This window comes from Paenisporosarcina sp. (genome assembly GCF_049671445.1).
GTDB lineage: Bacteria > Bacillota > Bacilli > Bacillales_A > Planococcaceae > Paenisporosarcina.
The window spans coordinates 1-18,087 of sequence record NZ_JBATUX010000115.1; the positions used below are offsets into that span (position 1 = coordinate 1).

The window sequence follows — 18,087 nt, forward strand, 5'->3', positions numbered from 1 at the left end:
CTTACCTATTTTCGATAGTTCGGCAATCACCCGCTCCACTCGTTCTTTCGAGTGATTTTGACTAAGCTTTGCTTTCCCTTCGAGTTTATCGATAGAAATGGTAAAGCCGATCACGCCTTTCGATAACGCCGCGATATAGGTTGGATCAACATCGTGTAAATTGTAAAGACTCATTGGGTCTTCATATTTGTCCGTTAAATTCACCATAGATTGCCATAGTCGAGGATCTTCATCTTTCAACAATTGAACCTTTCCGTTTACGTGAACAGTGACATAATTCCACGTCGGAACTGTATCTTGGTTTTCATACCATGACGGAGAAATATAACAATGGGGACCCTGGAATACTACCAATACTTCTTGCCCTTCTATGTCTTTCCATTGTTGATTTCCTTTTGAAAAATGACCAATTAGTGTCTTCTTATCATCACTTAACAGTAATGGAAGATGTGTAGCAGTCAATTTCCCTTCATGAACAGACGTAAGCGTTGCAAAGCCATTGTCCATTATTACTTCGTGAATATCTTTTTCACTCTTTAATTCGAAATAAGATGGAATGTAAATAGTCTACACCTCCCTTTTCCGCTACTAGCTTATAAACCTAAAAATATAGTAGGTAAGTTCGTCTCCTTGTCCCTATCCACTCGATAACCTTGTGCATTAGGTCGAGAGCTAACCACTCGATGCAACTCTTCATCAATAAAGTGAAGGGCAACGCCATCATCAGCAGCAAAACCACTCCCAATCGTTCCAGCTTGAATGAATTTTTGATAAGCAGGTCTTCGATTCTCTTCACCATCATAGTGAGGGCAATGACTACCTCGCAGTATGCCAAGACAAGAGATGGGTTCAAGTTCTGAACCATAGGAATCCGTAATGCCTTCTTCAAACCAACAAAGCGACCCTGCACTTAGACCTGCAAGTATTGTTCCTTTGTCGTAAGCTTGCCTTAGCATTACATCAAGTTCCCACTCACGCCAAAGTGCCATTAGATTTTTGGTATTGCCACCACCTACGTAAATAATATCTTGATTCATAATAAAATTCTTAATATCTCGTGTATGTGGTTTAAACAGTGAGAAATGTGATGGTTCACATTTTTCTAATCGAAAGAAGTTGTAGAATCGTTCGATATATCCTTCTGCATCGCCACTAGCTGTACCAATAAAACAAACTTTTGGGTTCTCTTTCTTACTTTGTTGCAAAATATATCTGTCCAATAATGGATTTTCTGGCTCCATGGAAAAGCCTCCACCACCTAGAGCAATCACTTGTCTCATTTCGTCATCTCCTCCTGCTATTTTTCAAATAGGCTTAAATGTTGCTGTTAATATTCCGCAAAATAGTTACGCTTTCCGAGGGCTTGCGCCGAACTAACTCGTACTTAACGTCCGAGTGGATTTCTGCACTTCGCTATTCCCGCTGGAATCTTCACTGTTTACTTCTTCTGAGAACTACTAAGGATTGTTAAAATTAATTCTTCAATGGACCCTTCACAAATCTGTACTTCAGGTAAATGATAGAATGTACTGGTCGTCTGCATGTTGAGTGCCTCTAAGTCCGGTGAATAAAGAAAGATCTTTTTTCCCCATGCAATTGCTAATCCAAGTTCAATATGAGTTCCCTTGCCACCGGGCAATATTACAACCACGATATCTGAATTTGCGATTGCTTGTTTTTCAAGCATGCCAATTTTTTGTAAGACATCTAGCGAAATAGCTCGTTCACTTTGAGTCCAATCGTATGTAAGATGCCATCCATTTTGCATGAGATGCTGTGACACTTCATTAACTAATTGCTTGTTTTGGAAACTAGATGCCACGTAAAAATTCATATCCAAACCACCCAACGTTAAGAATTTAAAATTTCACACACACGACCTACTTGTCCATCTTCTAGTCGAACTTTAATACCGTGAGGATGACGTGGAGAATTAGTTAGCAAATCCTTTACAATTCCTTTTGTTTTAACGCCTGAACGTTGGTCTTTCTTCAATATCACATTTACTTCTAAACCCGGTTTTACATCAGCTCGAATTTGACCATTCGTCATGATTGTTCACCCTTTCTATTTGCTCTATTTTATCACAAAAAGAGCCAGTGCTTTGACAATTCCGAATTGTCAAAGCACTGGCTTTTTTAAGCTTCAATTATTTCTTATTTAAAGTAAGTTTCTAAATCGTCTAACATCAAATCAGCAGCTAAATACCCACCAGCCGTGTTCCAAATCGTGTCATCTACTTTAAATACTTTTTTCGCTTTTGCTACTTCAAGGTTTTGGAATAAGGGATCGTTAATCCATTCTTCTTCTAATTTCGTTGCTTCTTTATCTCCAGTTTCATATGTGAAGTAGAACATAATGTCGCCGTCCATTGCTGGAATTCGTTCTTTTGTTACGCCTTTTTCTGCGAAGTCAGGTAAGTCTTGCTCAGCAGGACGTGCAAATCCAAGTTGCTCTAAAATCACACCTGAGAATGAATCTTTATGGTAAATACGTACATCTCCTGCCATAAATCGAACCATAGATACTTTTTGTTGAGTTTTGTCTCCAAAAGTTGTTTTCAACTCTTCAATACGATTATTGTATTCGTCTAATTTTTCTTGTCCTACTTCTTCTTTATTAATCGCTTTCGAGTAAAGTTTAAAGTTTTCTTGCCAATCTCCACGCAACGTTTCAGCGAATACTGTTGGAGCAATTTTGTTCAATTGATCATAAACTTTTTCTTGGCGCATTTTATTTCCTATAATTAAATCTGGTTTTAGTGCAGCAATGGCTTCAAGTGAAGGTTCTGATTCGTTACCCACTGCTTTTGTATCTTTTAATTGCTCAGCTGTATGCTTGTACCAAGTATCTCCCGTAAATGCTTCAACCGCTCCTACTGGTGTTATTCCCATAGCTAGGACAGCTTCCACACCCTCGTTCGTTAATACAACTATACGTTTCGGTTGACCTTTGATCGTCGTTTCTCCCATAGCGTGTGTCACTGTGTAGCTTTTTTCTGATGCCTTCTCTTCATTACTTGTCGAAGATTTGTCTTCTGTTTTTCCACATGCAGCTAAAACAACTAGCATAAGAGCTATTAATAAAAGACTTAATTTTTTCATTTAGTTTTCTCCTTTTTATCACTCAATTGAGAATGAATTTCATTTACAATTAGTACTTTATATGCTACGATTTTATTTGTCAACAAGCGTTTTTAAAATAAAAAATTTAGAGGTCATATATGTTACATACAAATACCACCCGCGGATGGGGAATTGCAATTGGCATGATTTCCATCCTTTTTCTTATGAGCGCCAGTTTGGTTTATGGCTATACAAATACAACGTGGCAGGATGCATACTCATCTTTTTTTCATCCGACTAGTTCAAATAATCACCTTATTATCCGTGATGTTCGGCTACCACGTGCACTTATTGCTGGATTCATAGGAGCATGTCTTGGCGTGTCCGGTGCCATAATGCAGTCCATTACTAGAAACCCACTTTCTTCACCAAGTATTTTAGGAGTGAATGCCGGCGCGAGTTTCTTCGTCGTTGTTGGCGTCGTTTTTTTATCTATTCAAAGCTTGCAATCATATATGTGGCTTAGTTTTGCAGGGGCAACATTTGCTTTTTTATTAGTATTTATTTTGAGCAGTACAGGTCGAGAAGGATTGACTCCTCTTAAATTAACATTGGCCGGTTCTGCTATTACTGCATTATTTGCATCTTTTACGCAAGGACTTTTAGTTTTAAATGAAACCGCACTGGATCAAGTATTGTTCTGGTTAGCGGGTTCAGTAGCTAATCGACCTCTCGGTTTACTTTTTACCGCATTGCCTTATATGATTGTGGCTTTATTGCTTTCTTTCATACGTGCGAAAGAACTTAATGTTTTAAGTATTGGTGACGATGTGGCAGTTGGACTTGGTCAAAGAACCGTATGGATCAAGTTTTTCTTCGGTGCTTGTGCTGTTATTTTGGCTGGTTCTGCTGTAGCAGTTGCTGGACCTATCGGGTTTGTGGGTATCATTATTCCTCATTTAATTCGGTCATTGGTCGGACTTGATCATCGCTGGATTCTACCTTATTCAGCAATGGGTGGCGCTGCACTTTTACTACTCGCAGATATTGGAAGTCGTTATATATTAATGCCTCAAGAGCTACCTGTAGGTGTCATGACGGCCCTAATTGGTGTGCCTTTCTTTATTTTTGTGGCACGCAGAAAGTTGGGGATCTAAGATGAAGATTTTCACTCGACTCGACTTTACTCGCCATCCCTTTATAGCCACAATTGTTGTATTTTCTGTAGTTGCTGTAGTTATGATGTTGTCAGCTGGTTCAGGAGAATTTCCTTTATCCCCATCAAAAGTAGTGGCTGCATTATTTGGTTACGGAGATGAATTTGACCGTACCATTGTAGTCGACTTTAGATTACCTCGCATCATGATGGCTTTATTTGTCGGAATGGCACTGGCTGTTTCAGGGGCAATTTTACAAGGCATTACGAAAAATCCACTTGCTTCTCCGGATTTAATCGGAGTCACTGCTGGTGCATCATTCGCTGTTGTATTATTTTTAACACTATTCTCAGATGAAAATAATGCTTTAACAGTGAGCATACAATGGTTACCGTTATTCGCTTTTCTAGGTGCCACATTTACGGCTCTAGTTGTCTTTTTATTGTCATGGAAAAATGGCATTGCTCCCTTCCGACTTTTATTAATTGGTATTGCAGTTGCAGCATTTATGCAAGCAGGTACAACTGTATGGATACTGATGGGACCTATATACCAAGCAAGCCAAGCAACAATTTGGACGACAGGAAGTATATATGGAGCGAATTGGTCTCAAGTTTATGTAATTATGCCATGGGCTCTTCTATTAATTGCGATTTCTCTGTTAATGCGTAGGCAAATGAATATTCTTGAACTTGGTGACGATATTGCCACTGGAGTTGGTTCTCGGGTTCAAAGAAATCGTGTTCTTTTGCTTTTATTAAGTACCGGTTTAACTGGGGTAGCTGTTGCCTTTGCAGGGGGAATTGGTTTTGTAGGATTGCTCGCACCTCATATTGCTAGAAGAATTGTAGGACCGAAATTTCAATCGATGGTGTTATTTTCAGCCGGAATTGGTGCGCTACTTGTCCTAATTGCCGATTGGATTGCACGTGTAGCATTTGCCCCAGTAGAAGTTCCTGCTGGTGTATGGACAGCAGCTGTAGGCGCACCGTATTTTATTTTCTTATTAATAACAGAGCGGAAAAAGGGTGGTTCATAATGCAAAGTGTTTTGAAAAAAGACATGGAAGCGAATTTTCGTTGGCATTCAAATCAACCAATTATCGACTCGTTAACAATCAAAGATTTTTTTGACGAAACCGTCCGAGATCAACATTTAGCTAGATTAATGAATGAATTTGGGAGTCCTACACGAGCACACGCTGCTTCGATGACAGCAAAACGACTTGGATATGCTGTAGCCCTTATGATTTATGCGCGCACTAAACACGAAGTATTATTACATTCCAATGAATGTACTTTTATCACGATTACTGAAGAATCAACAAATGCTAGTTGGCACCCTATTTATTCGTTCCCTTTAAAGACTGGGGAATTTTATCAGAACATAGTTGACTGGATTACAAAAGATTTATATGCACAAACACTTGTACCTCTAGTTGAATTACTTGCTCAAGAAAAGGGCATATCCCGTGTTGTTCTGTTTGAAAATATTTGTACTTATATAAAGTGGATTTTCATTACTAAACTTCAAGATACCAATACTTTTCAACAGTTAATCGACATGCCTGCCAGTGAGTATGGAGTTAGAAAACAACATCCTTTAGCTATTTATCAGTGCGATAAAAGTAATTTACGCAAAACATGTTGTCTGTATTATCAAACGACAGGTGCCGTTAAATCATGTTCGACTTGTCCTTTATAAGTAAAAAAGCTTGAGCCAACTAAACTGCTCAAGCTTTTTTGATGCTATTTTCAAATTTCACTCTTACAATCAATCTATTTCAGATATACATTTTCTGCACAAAAAAAGAGGAGCCGGTTGCTCCTCCTTTTTCAATGTATTAATCTAAGATTTTAATGGTAACTGTTTGACGTCCCCAGTTTAATGCGTCTTGCTTATTTTCCATGAATAGATCAATAATGTTACCTTTAATTGCTCCGCCAGTATCTCCGGCGATTGCTTCACCATAACCTTCAACCCATACACGTGAACCAAGTGGTATCACTGATGGATCAACTGCAATTACTTTTTGATTCGGATTTGCTCGTAAGTCGATTCCTGTTGCTGTTGTACCTGAACAACCTGCACAATATGCTGTGTATGCTGTTGCAGTCACAGTCATTTCTTTTCCTGCAGTTGAAGAAGCAGGTGCTTTAACTGCTACAGGAGCAGATGGTGCTTTTTGAACTGGTGCTGAAGCTGGTGCTGAAACAGGAGCAGTTGCTTTTTGAGCCGTTTTATTGGTCGTAGAAGCTTTTGTTCCTTGCAATACAAACTCTTCACCTGGGAAAATTAAATCACTTGAAATATTATTCCAATTCATTAAATCATCCACTGAAATATTGTGTTTAGTTGCGATTTTATATAGTGAATCACCTTTAACAACAACATATGTTTCCACTTTATCTTCTACTTTAAGGTCTTGAGATGGATATATAAGAGTAGAATCTAACTCGTTCCAAGCTTGTAATTCTTCAACACTAACATTATTGTCTTTGGAAATAGACCACAATGTATCTCCTGATTGTACCGTGTGAACGCTAGATGCAGCTGCTTGTGCTGCCGTCCCTACTGATAATACTGCAATTGCAGTTAGTGCAACGATTTTCTTTTTCATAAATGAATTTCCTCCTTTTCACTAACGACCATCATCATAACACCCTGACATGTCAGACCTATTGCAAAAACGTGTGTAGAACTTATCAATTACATGACAGAAGTCGACGTTCTGTCACACACGTAATATATACATTAATAGCCATTTTCAGATAATAATATACATTACTCAATAAATTGATTGCGATTTCGATAAGTCAGTAGAATGTGAAAACAAAAAAACACCTTCCATTTGCGGAAGGTGTTTCTTCTACTATCTTTATTCACGGGATAATACAAAACCGATTCGATGGAGTGCTCTCTCCAAATTAGACTCAATTGCGATATCTTTTAGATCGGCATGAACTTGTAAAGCACTCATTGCCATGTGAGGTTGGAAGCCTGTTAAAATCGGCTTGACTCCAATAATTTCTAATATCTTTACAAGTTTTAAAAGGGCACCGCTAACAGTCGCATTAATCTGGGTTACTCCAGATAAATCAACAATTAAGTAGTCCAAATCATAATCTTGACTCTTTGCTAAAGCAATTTGGATAATACTTTCTGCTCGCTTCGCCGAAATATCGCCAATAATTGGTAAGATAGCCACGCCTCTCGTTATAGGTACTAATGGGGCAGTTAATGTGTGGATATGTTGATTTGCTTTGTCCAGTTCCAACACATATGTAAGTATCGAAGACATCGTTTCAAATATTTCTATTTGCTGAGGCGAAAACGTCACGTTGCTAGTATCTAATCCGCATATCGTTCCATAGTTATCACCATTTTCATAATAAATCGGAATTCCTATGAACGATCCACCACCTAAATCTGCCGTTACTTGAAGAGATTGAGATTGTTCAAATTCATTTATATCTTCAATAACTAATATTTCTCGGCCATGGTCTACACTCAATTTACAAAAGGTTTCTTTAAACGGTAATTCTTCCCCTTCGTTAACCAGTGACTCTTTTAAGTTCACTGCTTTAACAATACGATTGGTATTGTTATCGTTTTTTGCAATGAATAATGTATTCATTGCGACGATTTTACTCATCATGTGTAAAATACTTTCAGCTGCTTCCTCGAAGTTTTGAAAGCTCCTACTTTTTAAATCAAGCATTCTTTCATCCATGTATTTACACATCCTTTACACCAGTACTATGTAGTCTTAGTGTACCACTTCTGTTAAACTACGCAAAATTAATGGAGATTTAGAATCCTAGTAATAAATCAAGCCAGTTCGTATATGCCGCTACTAGGACAAATATTATTATAATAAGTGCAGCAAATAGATGAATTATATATTCACGCTGTTCCTTTTGATATATCCATTCCATTAAAGCCCGGAAAAATTCAATTAGTAAGAAGAAGAAAGCCACACCTAAACCTATCCAACGTGTTTCTGAGAATTCAACGGTGACAAAAAACATACTTGCTATGAATGCAATCAATATTAAATTTTCTCCCCACATATGAACCTTATTTACATAGCGAGGTCGATTCTTATCTCGTTTACTGATGTCGAATTTTTTTCGTAACACCTTTTCGCCTGTTACAAAAATGCCCACTACAATTAGAATAAAAACAATTCCTTTAATAAAGAACATTTTTTTCACTTCCCTTTCTAATACCGGTGTAAAAAAGACCTTTGCCCCTTTACGAAAAATTCCTGTGAAAAGTTTCAAATTCCGAATCTTCCATACTATATTATTCGATAAAATCTATTACACTAGAAAAAGACATAGAAGGAGGAGTTAGATGGCACTACATTCTTTTCATTTGACCGCAAATTGGCCAGGACTTCGTAATGACGTAGGAACAATCGAAACTGCTAACTTATATACAAAGATTTCAATTCCACCTGAAATGGATGGACCAGGTATTGGTACGAATCCGGACGAAATGTTACTTGGCGCAGCTGCTACCTGTTATATTATTACGCTCGCAGCGATGCTAGAACGTAGCAAAATCAACAAGAACAGTTTAACGATGACGTCTGAAGGAATTGTCGATATTAGTAATGGGATAATAACCTATAAAAAAATCATTCATCGTCCACACCTTATCTTACAATCTGAACAAGATTTGCAATTAGCACAAAAACTAGTAAGAAAAGCAGAGAGCTCATGCATGATTAGCCGTGCGCTCAAAGGTAATGTTGAAATTGACTTAGAAGAAAATATTGAAGTTACTCAAGTTATATAGGAGGAATATCAGTGAATTTAAACCTAACAGATAAAATCGTTTTAGTTACTGCATCAAGTAAGGGCCTAGGGAAAGCAATAGCTCTTGAGTTTGCTAAAGAAGGAGCGACCGTCCTTTTATCTAGTCGCAATGAAGATACATTGTCGCAGACAGTTGGAGAAATTAAGGAACTGACAAATAACCCTAATGTCTATCATAAAACTTGTGACATGTCTTCATCAGTTGAATTGAGCGCTCTATTCAAATGGGTAAACGCAGAATTTGGTGGTGTGGATGTATTAATTAATAATACAGGAGGACCAACTGCAGGAGGATTTAAAGATTTAGCTGATGAAGAATGGATGGCTGCGTTTGAGAAAAACTTACTAAGTTATATCCGGACTACACGTGCCGTATTGCCATATATGCAAGCAAATGATTTTGGTCGTATCATTAATATCGCTTCCTCTTCTACGAAAGAAGTAATTGATGGATTAATTCTTTCCAATACGTTCAGAGCCGGGATGGTTGGACTGACAAAGAGCTTAGCCCGTGAGTACGCCAAGAATAATATCTTGGTGAATACGATTGGTCCAGGTCGTATAGCAACAGACCGTGTTGCCGAATTAGATCAAATGGCGGCTGATCGACAAGGCCTTTCTATTGAAGACGTAATTAAAACTAGCCAAAATCTTATTCCAATTGGACGCTATGGGAAACCTGAAGAATTTGCCAAAGTTGTACTATTTATTGCATCTCCGGCAAATACATATATGACTGGTCAATCACTCATCATTGATGGTGGAATGTTAAAAGCTTTATAATCTTTACTGCACCCATCTTTTATAGATTGGTGCTTTTTGTTGCAATGGTATAGCTGAAAATAAAAAATGCCCTTTTCATGGACTCTGAATGGACATTTTCAATATATTTTAGTTTGGCATATGCCACTTTTAGCAAGAAGTTGGATGGAGAGGTAATTTCACTAAAAAAGTTGTCCCTATTCCTAATTCACTTTCAACTTGTACCGTTCCTCCATACTCCTTTACAGTCGTGAATACTTGAGTAAGACCAAGACCCGTTCCTTCACCTTTACTTGAGTAAAAAGGGGTTCCCAAAAAATCTATCTTATCTTTTGGAATTCCAATGCCATTATCACTAATTTTCACATAAATACAGTCATCCCGAAAATAATGTTCAATTCTAATCTTGCCTTTTTCCGGCACAGCTTCTAATGCATTCTTTATTAAATTAAAAAATGCTTTTAAAAACAAATTTTTCTTCCCGATTATCATTTTATCTGAGTTGCGTAAATCCATTTCAATTTCAGTGTTATATAACTTATCTTGAAATAAAAAGATAAGGGATGATAATTCCTTGCACAAGTCAATTTTAGTTATTGGCTCAGAATATAGATTCGGCTTTGATACCTGTAACAAATTTTGTAGTGTATCAATAGCTTTTTCAAGTTCCGATTCCATTGCTAGTAAATATGGATGTGTATTCGTCTCTTTTATTAGTTGTAAAAATCCTTTCACAGAAGTTAATGGATTTTTGACTTCATGTGCGATTCCAACTGCCATTTGCCCAATAGAAGCTAATTTTTCTCGTTCATTCAATTGTCTTTCAGAATTCTTCCGTTTAGTAATATCTCTTAAACCCGTTTGAATAGCTTTCCGACCTCCAAACTGGACTGGTTGACAATAAAATTCCACATCCACAAATGTCCCATCCAATCGTGCAATCGATTGTTCGATTACTTCTATTGGTCCTGCAGCCATCATTGCTTTTTGAATGCGTTCAGTAATCTTTGGTTTATAGAAATCTGGAATAATACACAATGGATTCGCACCAATGATGTCTTTTTTTGAACCTTTTAGAAAATCCGCACCAGCCTGATTAATATATAAAATTTTTTGATCGACATGAAGAAAAATTGTCTCAACAGAATACTCTAATATCTGACAATATATTGTTTCATTTTGAAGCCTGTCTTTGGTATTTGACTCTAACATTTGATTCATTTTTAGACTCCTTTCTATTAAAGTAAGATATTCCATAAAGGAAAAAACCGCTCTAACATTAGAACGGCCGATGGACTGGTATTTATGTGGAGCTGTTCTTTCTTAAAAGAACAAATATTTATCATGTCCCAACCAATTGAACGGCCCTTTTTTATATCACTATAGTGCTGCATAAGTATTAGTACACCAAATGTACGTTCACAAATTGAAGTGAACTACCTGCCATTTCATCCAGTTAAATCAATACATTGTTTCTTGGAATACACCAAAGTTTGGTCCCTACATACCACCCGGATTTTGAGGTAATTTCAAATGGAATGTCGTCCCTTTATTCACAACGCTGTGAACAGAAATTTGTCCGTTATGATCATTAATAGTGGTAAAAACTTGAGTCAAGCCCAACCCGGTCCCATCAGTTTTACTTGAAAAAAACGGAGTTCCAAGTAAATTCATTTTCTCTTTAGGAATGCCAACACCCGTATCGCTAATTTTCACATGCACATAGTCATCTTGAAAATAGTGTTCAATGCGCAGTATTCCATTCAATGGCATTGCTTCAACTGCATTTTTCATTAAATTAAAAAACGCTTTCAAATATAAATTCTTTTTGCCCAAAATATGTTTATCACAATCTCGAACATCCATTTTTATTTCTATATTATATAACTTGTCCTGGAATAATAACATGAGAGAGTTCAGTTCTTTGCATACATCTATTTTGATAATTGGTTCTTCGTGAAGATTTGGTTTAGATACTTGTAGTAAGTTCTGCAATGTATCAATTGCTTTTTCTAATTCATTTTCCATCGTAAATAAATAAGGATGTGAATTAGTTTCCTTTAATAATTGTAAAAAACCTTTAACTGAAGTGAGTGGATTTTTCACTTCATGTGCGATGCCCGCAGCTATTTGTCCGATAGATGCTAATTTTTGTCGATCTTGTAACATTTTTTCGGTCTCTTTGCGTATCGTAATATCACGCAAAACAGTTTGAATGGCTCGTTTATCTCCGTATTGAACAGGGTGGCAATATAGTTCGACATCAACCAGACTTCCATCAAACCTTATGATGGTTTTTTCTATGGCCTGGGTTACTTCTCCACACATCGCTTGCTCAATTCGTTCACGAATTAAGTCTTTCTCATCCTCGGAAAAAATGGATAATACGTTACCCCCTATTATTTCTCCCTTTAGCGCTTTTAAAAAGTCTGCACCTGCTTGGTTAATGTAGAGAAACTTACTTTCTAAATGAATGAAAATCGTTTCGACGGAATATTCAATAATTTGTTTGTACATAGCTTCACTATTTAGAATTTCTTTTGATTTCATAGATTCTAATACTTGATTCATGAATCCGCTCCAATCTATCGAACTGGACAAGTAGGTGAGGGATCTTAAAAATCGTCTAAAACGATTATTATCGCAGTAAAATAATTGACTAATTCGAATTTTCTTATAATTAACATTGTAACTGATTAATTCGAGTTTGAAAACATATTTTTACCATTTTTAGAATCATTTCTGATGATTTTTTGCTTTTTGTAGGGGTACTTCTAATAAGATAATGACTTCATAGTAATATAGCATCATTTTACATATATTTGAAACTGCATAATAGGCTAATTGTATCACAAAAAAGCAATATCTATATAATAGATATTATTTCGGAACTTAAATTTACTAGTTAAATTAATCATAGTCACACTTAAAACATTCGTTCTCGATTCAAGTTAGTTTAAAGATATCCAAAATCTTCTCTTCATTAATCCTTCTTCAGTAATAAATAAATCTTCTTCTACTCCTCCATTATTTAGAATGACTTTAGCAGAGCCAATATTCTCTTCATTACAGGTAATCAAAACTTGGTTAATATTAAGCTCTTTACATTTGGCGAGAGCTTCTTGTAATAAATAAGTTGCATACCCTTTCTTACGTTCAGATGGCCTAATACCATAGCCGATATGGCCACCTATCGTTCGCAAATACTCATTGAGTTCATGACGTATATCAATCATACCTATTATTTGATTCATATTATTCACTAAAAAATAATGAGAACTTGGTACCCACTGCCCTTTTCCTTGTGCCCGTTCTTCTAATGCACTTAAAAACTCTTCATATGAAGGAAATCCAGTAAAGTCCAGGCTACTTGGAACCATTCGTTCAAACCCCCACTCCTCCATGTAATCCTCATGTTGTTCTTTCCAATCTAGTGAAGGCTTGACTAGTTTCATTTTGAATTCCTCCCAAGAAAAAATCACATAGTAGATATTTGTATAAGGAAAATTATTTCCATTTAAGTCAATTTCATAATACATAAAACCGGATGTAAACACGAAGATTCTAAAAACAAAGATTCTGTCGATTTTCGTTTCGGGCGGACGCTTTCCGCGGGTGGTCCGTATGCCTCCTCGTCGCAGAAAAGATTGCTCCTGCGGGGTCACACCTGGACACACTTTTCCCGCCGGAAAGATATTGGACGAACTGTCATTCGTCCAGTATCTTTGCGACGAGTAACCGCAGGAGCAGATGTTTTTGGCCGCCCTTCACTCCAATCAAATTAGCGAAATACTTATCAAATTCAAAAGAATACACTTCAAATATTCATGTATCATTCATCAAAAGGCAATTATGAAATTGACTCATTTTCATAATTAAATAAACCTATGTAAAAGAATGCTGTTGAAATTATAAAACAATCGATTTGGTACCCTGTGCCTAACATGCCGCTTGAGCATGAAGCATCATTTTTAATAAATATACTACCACTACAATTCGAAACTTGGAATGCATTTAGGAGGGTACAAGTTTCGAGTTCGCTTTTGACGCTCTTTCGTATAAAGAAAAAACGGAGACTCCGCATGGGAATCTCCGTTTACTAGTTTATTTTTTATAAAAGTTTTTTTGATCTTCTTTTTCAGCATCTTGTGGAGAGTCAGAAGATCCAAAATCCTCTACTTCCTCAAAGCTATCATTATAATCACGAATTCCTCCTTCATCCTTAACGGGATGTTCAGTAGAGGATCCAAGAATTGCTTCTTCGGAAGGTCTACTCTCTGAGTCAAGATCATGATTAGCGTGTTCAATACATGTTTGAGCAAATGGTAATGCTTCCAATCGTTCAAACGGAATGTCTTCACCGCAAACTGCACAAACTCCGTAAGTTCCATTCTCAATCGCTTGCAAAGCATCTTCAATTTGTTCAACTTCTTCTTCTTTGTGATGTTCAATGGCCATTTCCGTATTTTGATCTGTTAAATCCGTCGCATTATCTGCTGGATGATTATCATAATTAGAAAGCTCTGTCGTTTCTAAATGGCTGTCATCATGTAGACGTCCCTTTACATCTTTCAAGTCTTGAGTAAGTTGATCTTTTAATTGTTTTATTTGTTTTTCATTCATTTGTTGTTCCTCCAATATTCTTTTCGCTATTTCCTATCTATTACCTTTATGACGAAAATCAAACCTTCTTTTGAAATTTCGAGTCAAAGGAGTATGATGGAAAAAGAAAATATTGGGGGGATCGCCTTGTCTAGAAATCCATATACACTTGTCATCGGTGGTGTTTTTGCTCTTTTTATTGCCATGAGTATTGGGCGATTTGCCTACACACCCATCCTTCCTTTTATGCAACAAGAAACAGGATTTTCAACACGCTTTGCTGGCTTTTTAGCTTCTAGTAATTACGCAGGGTATTTGGTGGGTGCACTTATTGCAAGTATTGTTCCATTAAAAAAGAATCGCGCTATTCTTTTACGAATTAGTATTATTATTAGTATTTTATTAACGTTATTGATGGGTCTTACATATAGTCATCAATCTTGGATGTTGTGGCGATTTTTGTCTGGCATAACCAGTGCCTTTGTTTTCGTCTTAGCTTCAAGTTTAATTCTCGATCAACTGGCCAAGCAAAGAAAACTCGGATGGGTTGGGGTTATGTATGGTGGGGTTGGTCTTGGAATTTTCGTTTCTGGATTACTTGTCCCTCTATTAATAGAGACCTTTCACTATGAAGGTGCTTGGATCGGCCTTGCTTGCTTAGCTGGTTTATTAAGTATCATCGTCTTTCTCACTGTTAAAGACGATGATACAGCACTTCCCGTAACGCCATCACCAAAGCATGTTAAGACTATTAAAAACCCTAAATGGCTACCTTGGTTACTGGCATCTTATGGTCTAGAAGGGTTAGGCTATATAGTCACAGGAACTTTCATCGTAGCCATCGCTGAACAGACACCTGCTTTTAGTGGAAATGCCACAAGTGTTTGGGTATTAGTTGGGTTAACAGCCATCCCTTCCTGTGTCATTTGGGCGTACTTTGGCAATAAATATGGCTATATGTTGTCACTAATGATTTTATTAGTGATTCAAGCAGTTGGTATTGTATTACCAGCTATTTCTACTTCTTCTGCAAGTTTTTATGTAAGTGCTATTTTATTTGGTGCAACTTTTATGGGAGTTACGACACTTGCAACAGCGTATGCCCGAAACAAGAACCCTCTTGGAAGCGCACGAATTATCGCGATTATGACGACTATTTATGCGCTTGGGCAAATGATAGGACCTTCTCTTGCAGGAGTTTTAACTGCAGAAACAGAAAGTTATTCATGGGCACTTTCAGGCGCAGCTTTTCTTGTTTTTATCGGCGCTCTGTTTTTACTCCCATTAGTTAATCAAGAGAGGGTGGAAAACAATGATGTTAATTAAACGAATTGATCATATTCAACTAGCAGCACCAACTGGCGGTGAAGACAAAGCTCGTACATTTTTTCAAGATGTTCTTTCCTTGCAAGAAGTCGAAAAACCCCTTGAATTAAAGAAAAATGGTGGCGTATGGTTTTCAAATGGACATATTCATATTCACGTGGGCATTGAAGAATCTTTCCTTCCAGCAAAAAAAGCACATCCAGCTTTCGAAGTGTCCGATATAGAAGCACTCGCTTCCCAGATAACAGAGAAAGGTGTAGCTATTCAGCACGACGATCGATTACCAGGTGCAAAACGGTTTTATGTAAATGATCCTTTTGGTAATCGATTAGAATTTTTAGAATGGCTAGCAGAATAAAAAATTACTCGAAAAATAAGTTTATCCAACCCGACTTCCGCTTCTTGCGGGAGTTTTCTTCCACACCAACTGTGTCACTGCGTCTTTCCATAACGACATTGTCTCGCCAAACCCCATCCATTTCCCCCATCTTTTCATGCGTTCCAACCACACGAAATCCACATTTTTTATGGAGATTAATACTTGCTACATTTTCGGGGAATATGACTGCTTTTAATGTCCAAAATCCTTGTTGCTCGGATACAGTAATGAGTTCTTGAAGTAGTTTCCTGCCAACACCTTTGCCTTTAGCATTTGGATGCACATAGATGCTGACTTCTCCAACGCCTGCATAGACTGGCCGTGCAGATGTAAAGAGCACTTTCGCCCATGCCAACACTTGATTATTTTCTTCTGCAACCAAATGACATTGAGGGTGAGCAGCTTCCATCCATTTCTCAAATGTAGGTGCTTGTGTTTCAAATGTGGCATTTTTAGATTTTATGCCTTCTTCATAAATGTCTTTTACTTGTGGCCAATCTTTAGGTGTCATATAACGAATATTTATTTCCACGGTCAGGCTCCATTCTTTTTAAAATTAATTTTATCAAAGTAGTTGCATTTTGCAATCAACAAGCGTATAAATAGATTAAAGAGGTGAAACATGGATAACAAACGTGATCTTTTTCAAACATTAACTCGCCGCTTCGGTCTTTTGAATAAAAACTGTTGTACTGCTGAAGGTATAGAGATTTCAACAGTGCATAGTCATATATTATATGAAATCGGGAAACAACACAGTCCAACGATGCAACAAATTGCCGATACTCTAGCAATTGACGTTACGACTTTTAGTCGCCAAATTCAAACCTTAATCAAAATGAAATTAGTTTCCAAGTCCCCTTCTTTAGACGATAAACGCTTTTACAACTTATCTTTAACTGAAGAAGGACAAAAACTAGCACAATCAATAGAATCATCAATGAATGCATACTTAGATGAAATATTTTCCCATATGAATGAATTTGAACAAGAGACCGTGTTACGCTCCATTAAATTATTAAACAACGCCATGGCTAAATCAAGCGTGTGCTGTACACCCTACCTATAAGCAAGAGACATCTTGCTTTCTTTATCACCATATACTTGCATTTTACAAATATAAGAAATGAGGAATTCAAATGACAGGTAAAAAAATGAGTTTTAATATCCTAACGAATTGTTGTGAACCATCTATAAAACAGGATTCATCAACTTTGCCAATCGCGATTATTGGTGCAGGACCAATTGGCTTTGCGGCTGCTGCACATTTATCCGCTAAAAATGAAAAGTTCGTCATTTTCGAATCTGGCCATTCAGTTGGCATGAATATTTTGCAATGGGGCCACGTTCGTTTATTCTCTTCTTGGCAATACAATGTCGATAAAGTCGCTTTAAAGCTTTTAGAAGACAATGGCTGGAAAGCCCCCGTCATGAAACGATTGCCATTTGGAAAAGAGCTAGTTGAAGATTACTTAAAGCCTTTGGCCGATTTGCCTCAAATCAAGCCATTCATCAAGTTGAATGCTAAAGTTGTAGCGATAAGCAAACACGGTTTAGATAAAATGAAAAATGCTAATCGCGATGATCAATCATTTGTCCTATATATTGAAACATCTGGTCAAACCGAACGTATTCATGCCAAAGCTGTTATAGACGCAACCGGAACTTGGGCCCAACCGAATCCTGTGAACGCAGATAATGTTTGGACACAGCAAGAAAAATCACTGTCATCTAAAATAACTTATGGCATTCCAGACATTAAAGGCAAAGATCGATCAAGATTTGAAAATAAACGCGTGGCAGTAGTTGGCGGTGGTCATTCTGCTATCAATACTATTTTGGAATTAGCCAATCTGGAAGGGACCGAAATCGTCTGGGTTCTTCGCAAAAAGAGAGTGGAAGAAGTATACGGTGGCGAAGCTTTAGACGCTCTTCCAGCAAGAGGTCAACTAGGATCGCGCATTCACCAA

Annotated in this window: 22 protein-coding genes; 9 read left to right on the forward strand and 13 right to left on the reverse strand. The window is 37.2% G+C overall.

Annotated elements, in window-relative coordinates; all coding sequences use genetic code 11:
- The 5 genes from WBG45_RS13755 to WBG45_RS13775 form a co-directional block, all read right to left on the reverse strand.
- On the reverse strand, positions 1–564 hold a 564-nt coding region (locus WBG45_RS13755; RefSeq protein WP_424415460.1), incomplete at its 3' end, for an FMN-binding negative transcriptional regulator.
- Positions 565–593: 29 nt separating this feature from the next.
- Entirely contained in the window at positions 594–1,280 is a 687-nt protein-coding gene (locus WBG45_RS13760; protein ID WP_424415431.1) for a Type 1 glutamine amidotransferase-like domain-containing protein, read from the reverse strand.
- Positions 1,281–1,438: 158 nt separating this feature from the next.
- A complete protein-coding gene (locus tag WBG45_RS13765) occupies positions 1,439–1,834 on the reverse strand; it encodes a nucleoside 2-deoxyribosyltransferase (RefSeq protein WP_424415433.1) in 396 nt (131 codons plus the stop codon).
- Positions 1,835–1,851: 17 nt separating this feature from the next.
- Positions 1,852–2,052: a YwbE family protein gene (locus tag WBG45_RS13770; RefSeq protein ID WP_024536645.1), complete on the reverse strand. Its 201-nt coding sequence runs from the start codon at positions 2,050–2,052 to the stop codon at positions 1,852–1,854.
- Positions 2,053–2,156: 104 nt separating this feature from the next.
- Entirely contained in the window at positions 2,157–3,104 is a 948-nt protein-coding gene (locus WBG45_RS13775; protein ID WP_424415435.1) for an ABC transporter substrate-binding protein, read from the reverse strand.
- A gap of 119 nt (positions 3,105–3,223) precedes the next feature.
- Between WBG45_RS13775 and WBG45_RS13780 the strand changes: the two genes are divergently transcribed.
- Genes WBG45_RS13780 through WBG45_RS13790 form a run of 3 tightly spaced genes read left to right on the forward strand, consistent with a single transcriptional unit; the run spans position 3,224 to position 5,926 of the window.
- Positions 3,224–4,222 carry a FecCD family ABC transporter permease gene (locus WBG45_RS13780; protein ID WP_424415436.1) on the forward strand — a complete coding sequence of 333 codons (999 nt, stop codon included), beginning with the start codon at positions 3,224–3,226 and terminating at the stop codon, positions 4,220–4,222.
- A 1-nt stretch (position 4,223) separates the two neighbouring features.
- Positions 4,224–5,261, forward strand: a complete 1,038-nt coding sequence (locus WBG45_RS13785; RefSeq protein WP_424415438.1) for a FecCD family ABC transporter permease — start codon at positions 4,224–4,226, stop codon at positions 5,259–5,261.
- Positions 5,261–5,926, forward strand: a complete 666-nt coding sequence (locus tag WBG45_RS13790; protein WP_424415439.1) for a (2Fe-2S)-binding protein — start codon at positions 5,261–5,263, stop codon at positions 5,924–5,926. Before WBG45_RS13785 ends, WBG45_RS13790 begins: the two co-directional genes overlap by 1 nt.
- Positions 5,927–6,065: 139 nt before the next feature.
- Here WBG45_RS13790 and WBG45_RS13795 read toward each other — a convergent pair whose 3' ends face one another.
- The 3 genes from WBG45_RS13795 to WBG45_RS13805 all read right to left on the reverse strand — a co-directional run bounded on the left by WBG45_RS13795 (position 6,066) and on the right by WBG45_RS13805 (position 8,430).
- On the reverse strand, positions 6,066–6,842 hold the full coding sequence (locus WBG45_RS13795; protein WP_424415441.1) for a LysM peptidoglycan-binding domain-containing protein: 777 nt from the start codon (positions 6,840–6,842) through the stop codon (positions 6,066–6,068).
- Between the two features lie 258 nt (positions 6,843–7,100).
- Positions 7,101–7,955, reverse strand: a complete 855-nt coding sequence (locus tag WBG45_RS13800; protein WP_424415443.1) for an STAS domain-containing protein — start codon at positions 7,953–7,955, stop codon at positions 7,101–7,103.
- 79 nt (positions 7,956–8,034) lie between these two features.
- Complete coding sequence (locus WBG45_RS13805; RefSeq protein ID WP_424415445.1) at positions 8,035–8,430, reverse strand: DUF4181 domain-containing protein; 396 nt, start codon at positions 8,428–8,430, stop codon at positions 8,035–8,037.
- A gap of 151 nt (positions 8,431–8,581) precedes the next feature.
- On the opposite strand from WBG45_RS13805, the gene WBG45_RS13810 reads away from it, so the two are divergent.
- Together WBG45_RS13810 and WBG45_RS13815 are read left to right on the forward strand one after the other, a co-directional pair.
- The gene (locus WBG45_RS13810; RefSeq protein ID WP_424415446.1) at positions 8,582–9,028 is read left to right on the forward strand and encodes an OsmC family protein; all 447 of its coding nucleotides are present in this window, start codon (positions 8,582–8,584) and stop codon (positions 9,026–9,028) included.
- An 11-nt stretch (positions 9,029–9,039) separates the two neighbouring features.
- The gene (locus WBG45_RS13815) at positions 9,040–9,831 is read left to right on the forward strand and encodes an SDR family oxidoreductase (protein ID WP_424415447.1); all 792 of its coding nucleotides are present in this window, start codon (positions 9,040–9,042) and stop codon (positions 9,829–9,831) included.
- A gap of 129 nt (positions 9,832–9,960) precedes the next feature.
- Here the strand turns inward: WBG45_RS13815 and WBG45_RS13820 are convergent, their stop codons facing one another.
- The 4 genes from WBG45_RS13820 to WBG45_RS13835 all read right to left on the reverse strand — a co-directional run bounded on the left by WBG45_RS13820 (position 9,961) and on the right by WBG45_RS13835 (position 14,433).
- Positions 9,961–11,031 carry a two-component system sensor histidine kinase NtrB gene (locus WBG45_RS13820; protein ID WP_424415449.1) on the reverse strand — a complete coding sequence of 357 codons (1,071 nt, stop codon included), beginning with the start codon at positions 11,029–11,031 and terminating at the stop codon, positions 9,961–9,963.
- Positions 11,032–11,310: 279 nt separating this feature from the next.
- Positions 11,311–12,381: an ATP-binding protein gene (locus WBG45_RS13825; protein WP_424415451.1), complete on the reverse strand. Its 1,071-nt coding sequence runs from the start codon at positions 12,379–12,381 to the stop codon at positions 11,311–11,313.
- Positions 12,382–12,761: 380 nt separating this feature from the next.
- On the reverse strand, positions 12,762–13,265 hold the full coding sequence (locus WBG45_RS13830; RefSeq protein WP_424415452.1) for a GNAT family N-acetyltransferase: 504 nt from the start codon (positions 13,263–13,265) through the stop codon (positions 12,762–12,764).
- Between the two features lie 649 nt (positions 13,266–13,914).
- Entirely contained in the window at positions 13,915–14,433 is a 519-nt protein-coding gene (locus WBG45_RS13835; protein ID WP_424415454.1) for a TraR/DksA C4-type zinc finger protein, read from the reverse strand.
- Between the two features lie 48 nt (positions 14,434–14,481).
- On the opposite strand from WBG45_RS13835, the gene WBG45_RS13840 reads away from it, so the two are divergent.
- Positions 14,482–15,738: a YbfB/YjiJ family MFS transporter gene (locus WBG45_RS13840; protein ID WP_424415456.1), complete on the forward strand. Its 1,257-nt coding sequence runs from the start codon at positions 14,482–14,484 to the stop codon at positions 15,736–15,738.
- On the forward strand, positions 15,725–16,096 hold the full coding sequence (locus WBG45_RS13845; protein ID WP_424415457.1) for a VOC family protein: 372 nt from the start codon (positions 15,725–15,727) through the stop codon (positions 16,094–16,096). Before WBG45_RS13840 ends, WBG45_RS13845 begins: the two co-directional genes overlap by 14 nt.
- A 4-nt stretch (positions 16,097–16,100) precedes the next feature.
- Here the strand turns inward: WBG45_RS13845 and WBG45_RS13850 are convergent, their stop codons facing one another.
- A complete protein-coding gene (locus WBG45_RS13850) occupies positions 16,101–16,643 on the reverse strand; it encodes an N-acetyltransferase family protein (RefSeq protein WP_424415462.1) in 543 nt (180 codons plus the stop codon).
- A gap of 96 nt (positions 16,644–16,739) precedes the next feature.
- On the opposite strand from WBG45_RS13850, the gene WBG45_RS13855 reads away from it, so the two are divergent.
- Together WBG45_RS13855 and WBG45_RS13860 are read left to right on the forward strand one after the other, a co-directional pair.
- Positions 16,740–17,186 carry a MarR family winged helix-turn-helix transcriptional regulator gene (locus tag WBG45_RS13855; protein WP_424415458.1) on the forward strand — a complete coding sequence of 149 codons (447 nt, stop codon included), beginning with the start codon at positions 16,740–16,742 and terminating at the stop codon, positions 17,184–17,186.
- A 70-nt stretch (positions 17,187–17,256) separates the two neighbouring features.
- The coding region (locus WBG45_RS13860) for an NAD(P)-binding domain-containing protein (protein WP_424415459.1) at positions 17,257–18,087 on the forward strand (831 nt) is incomplete at its 3' end.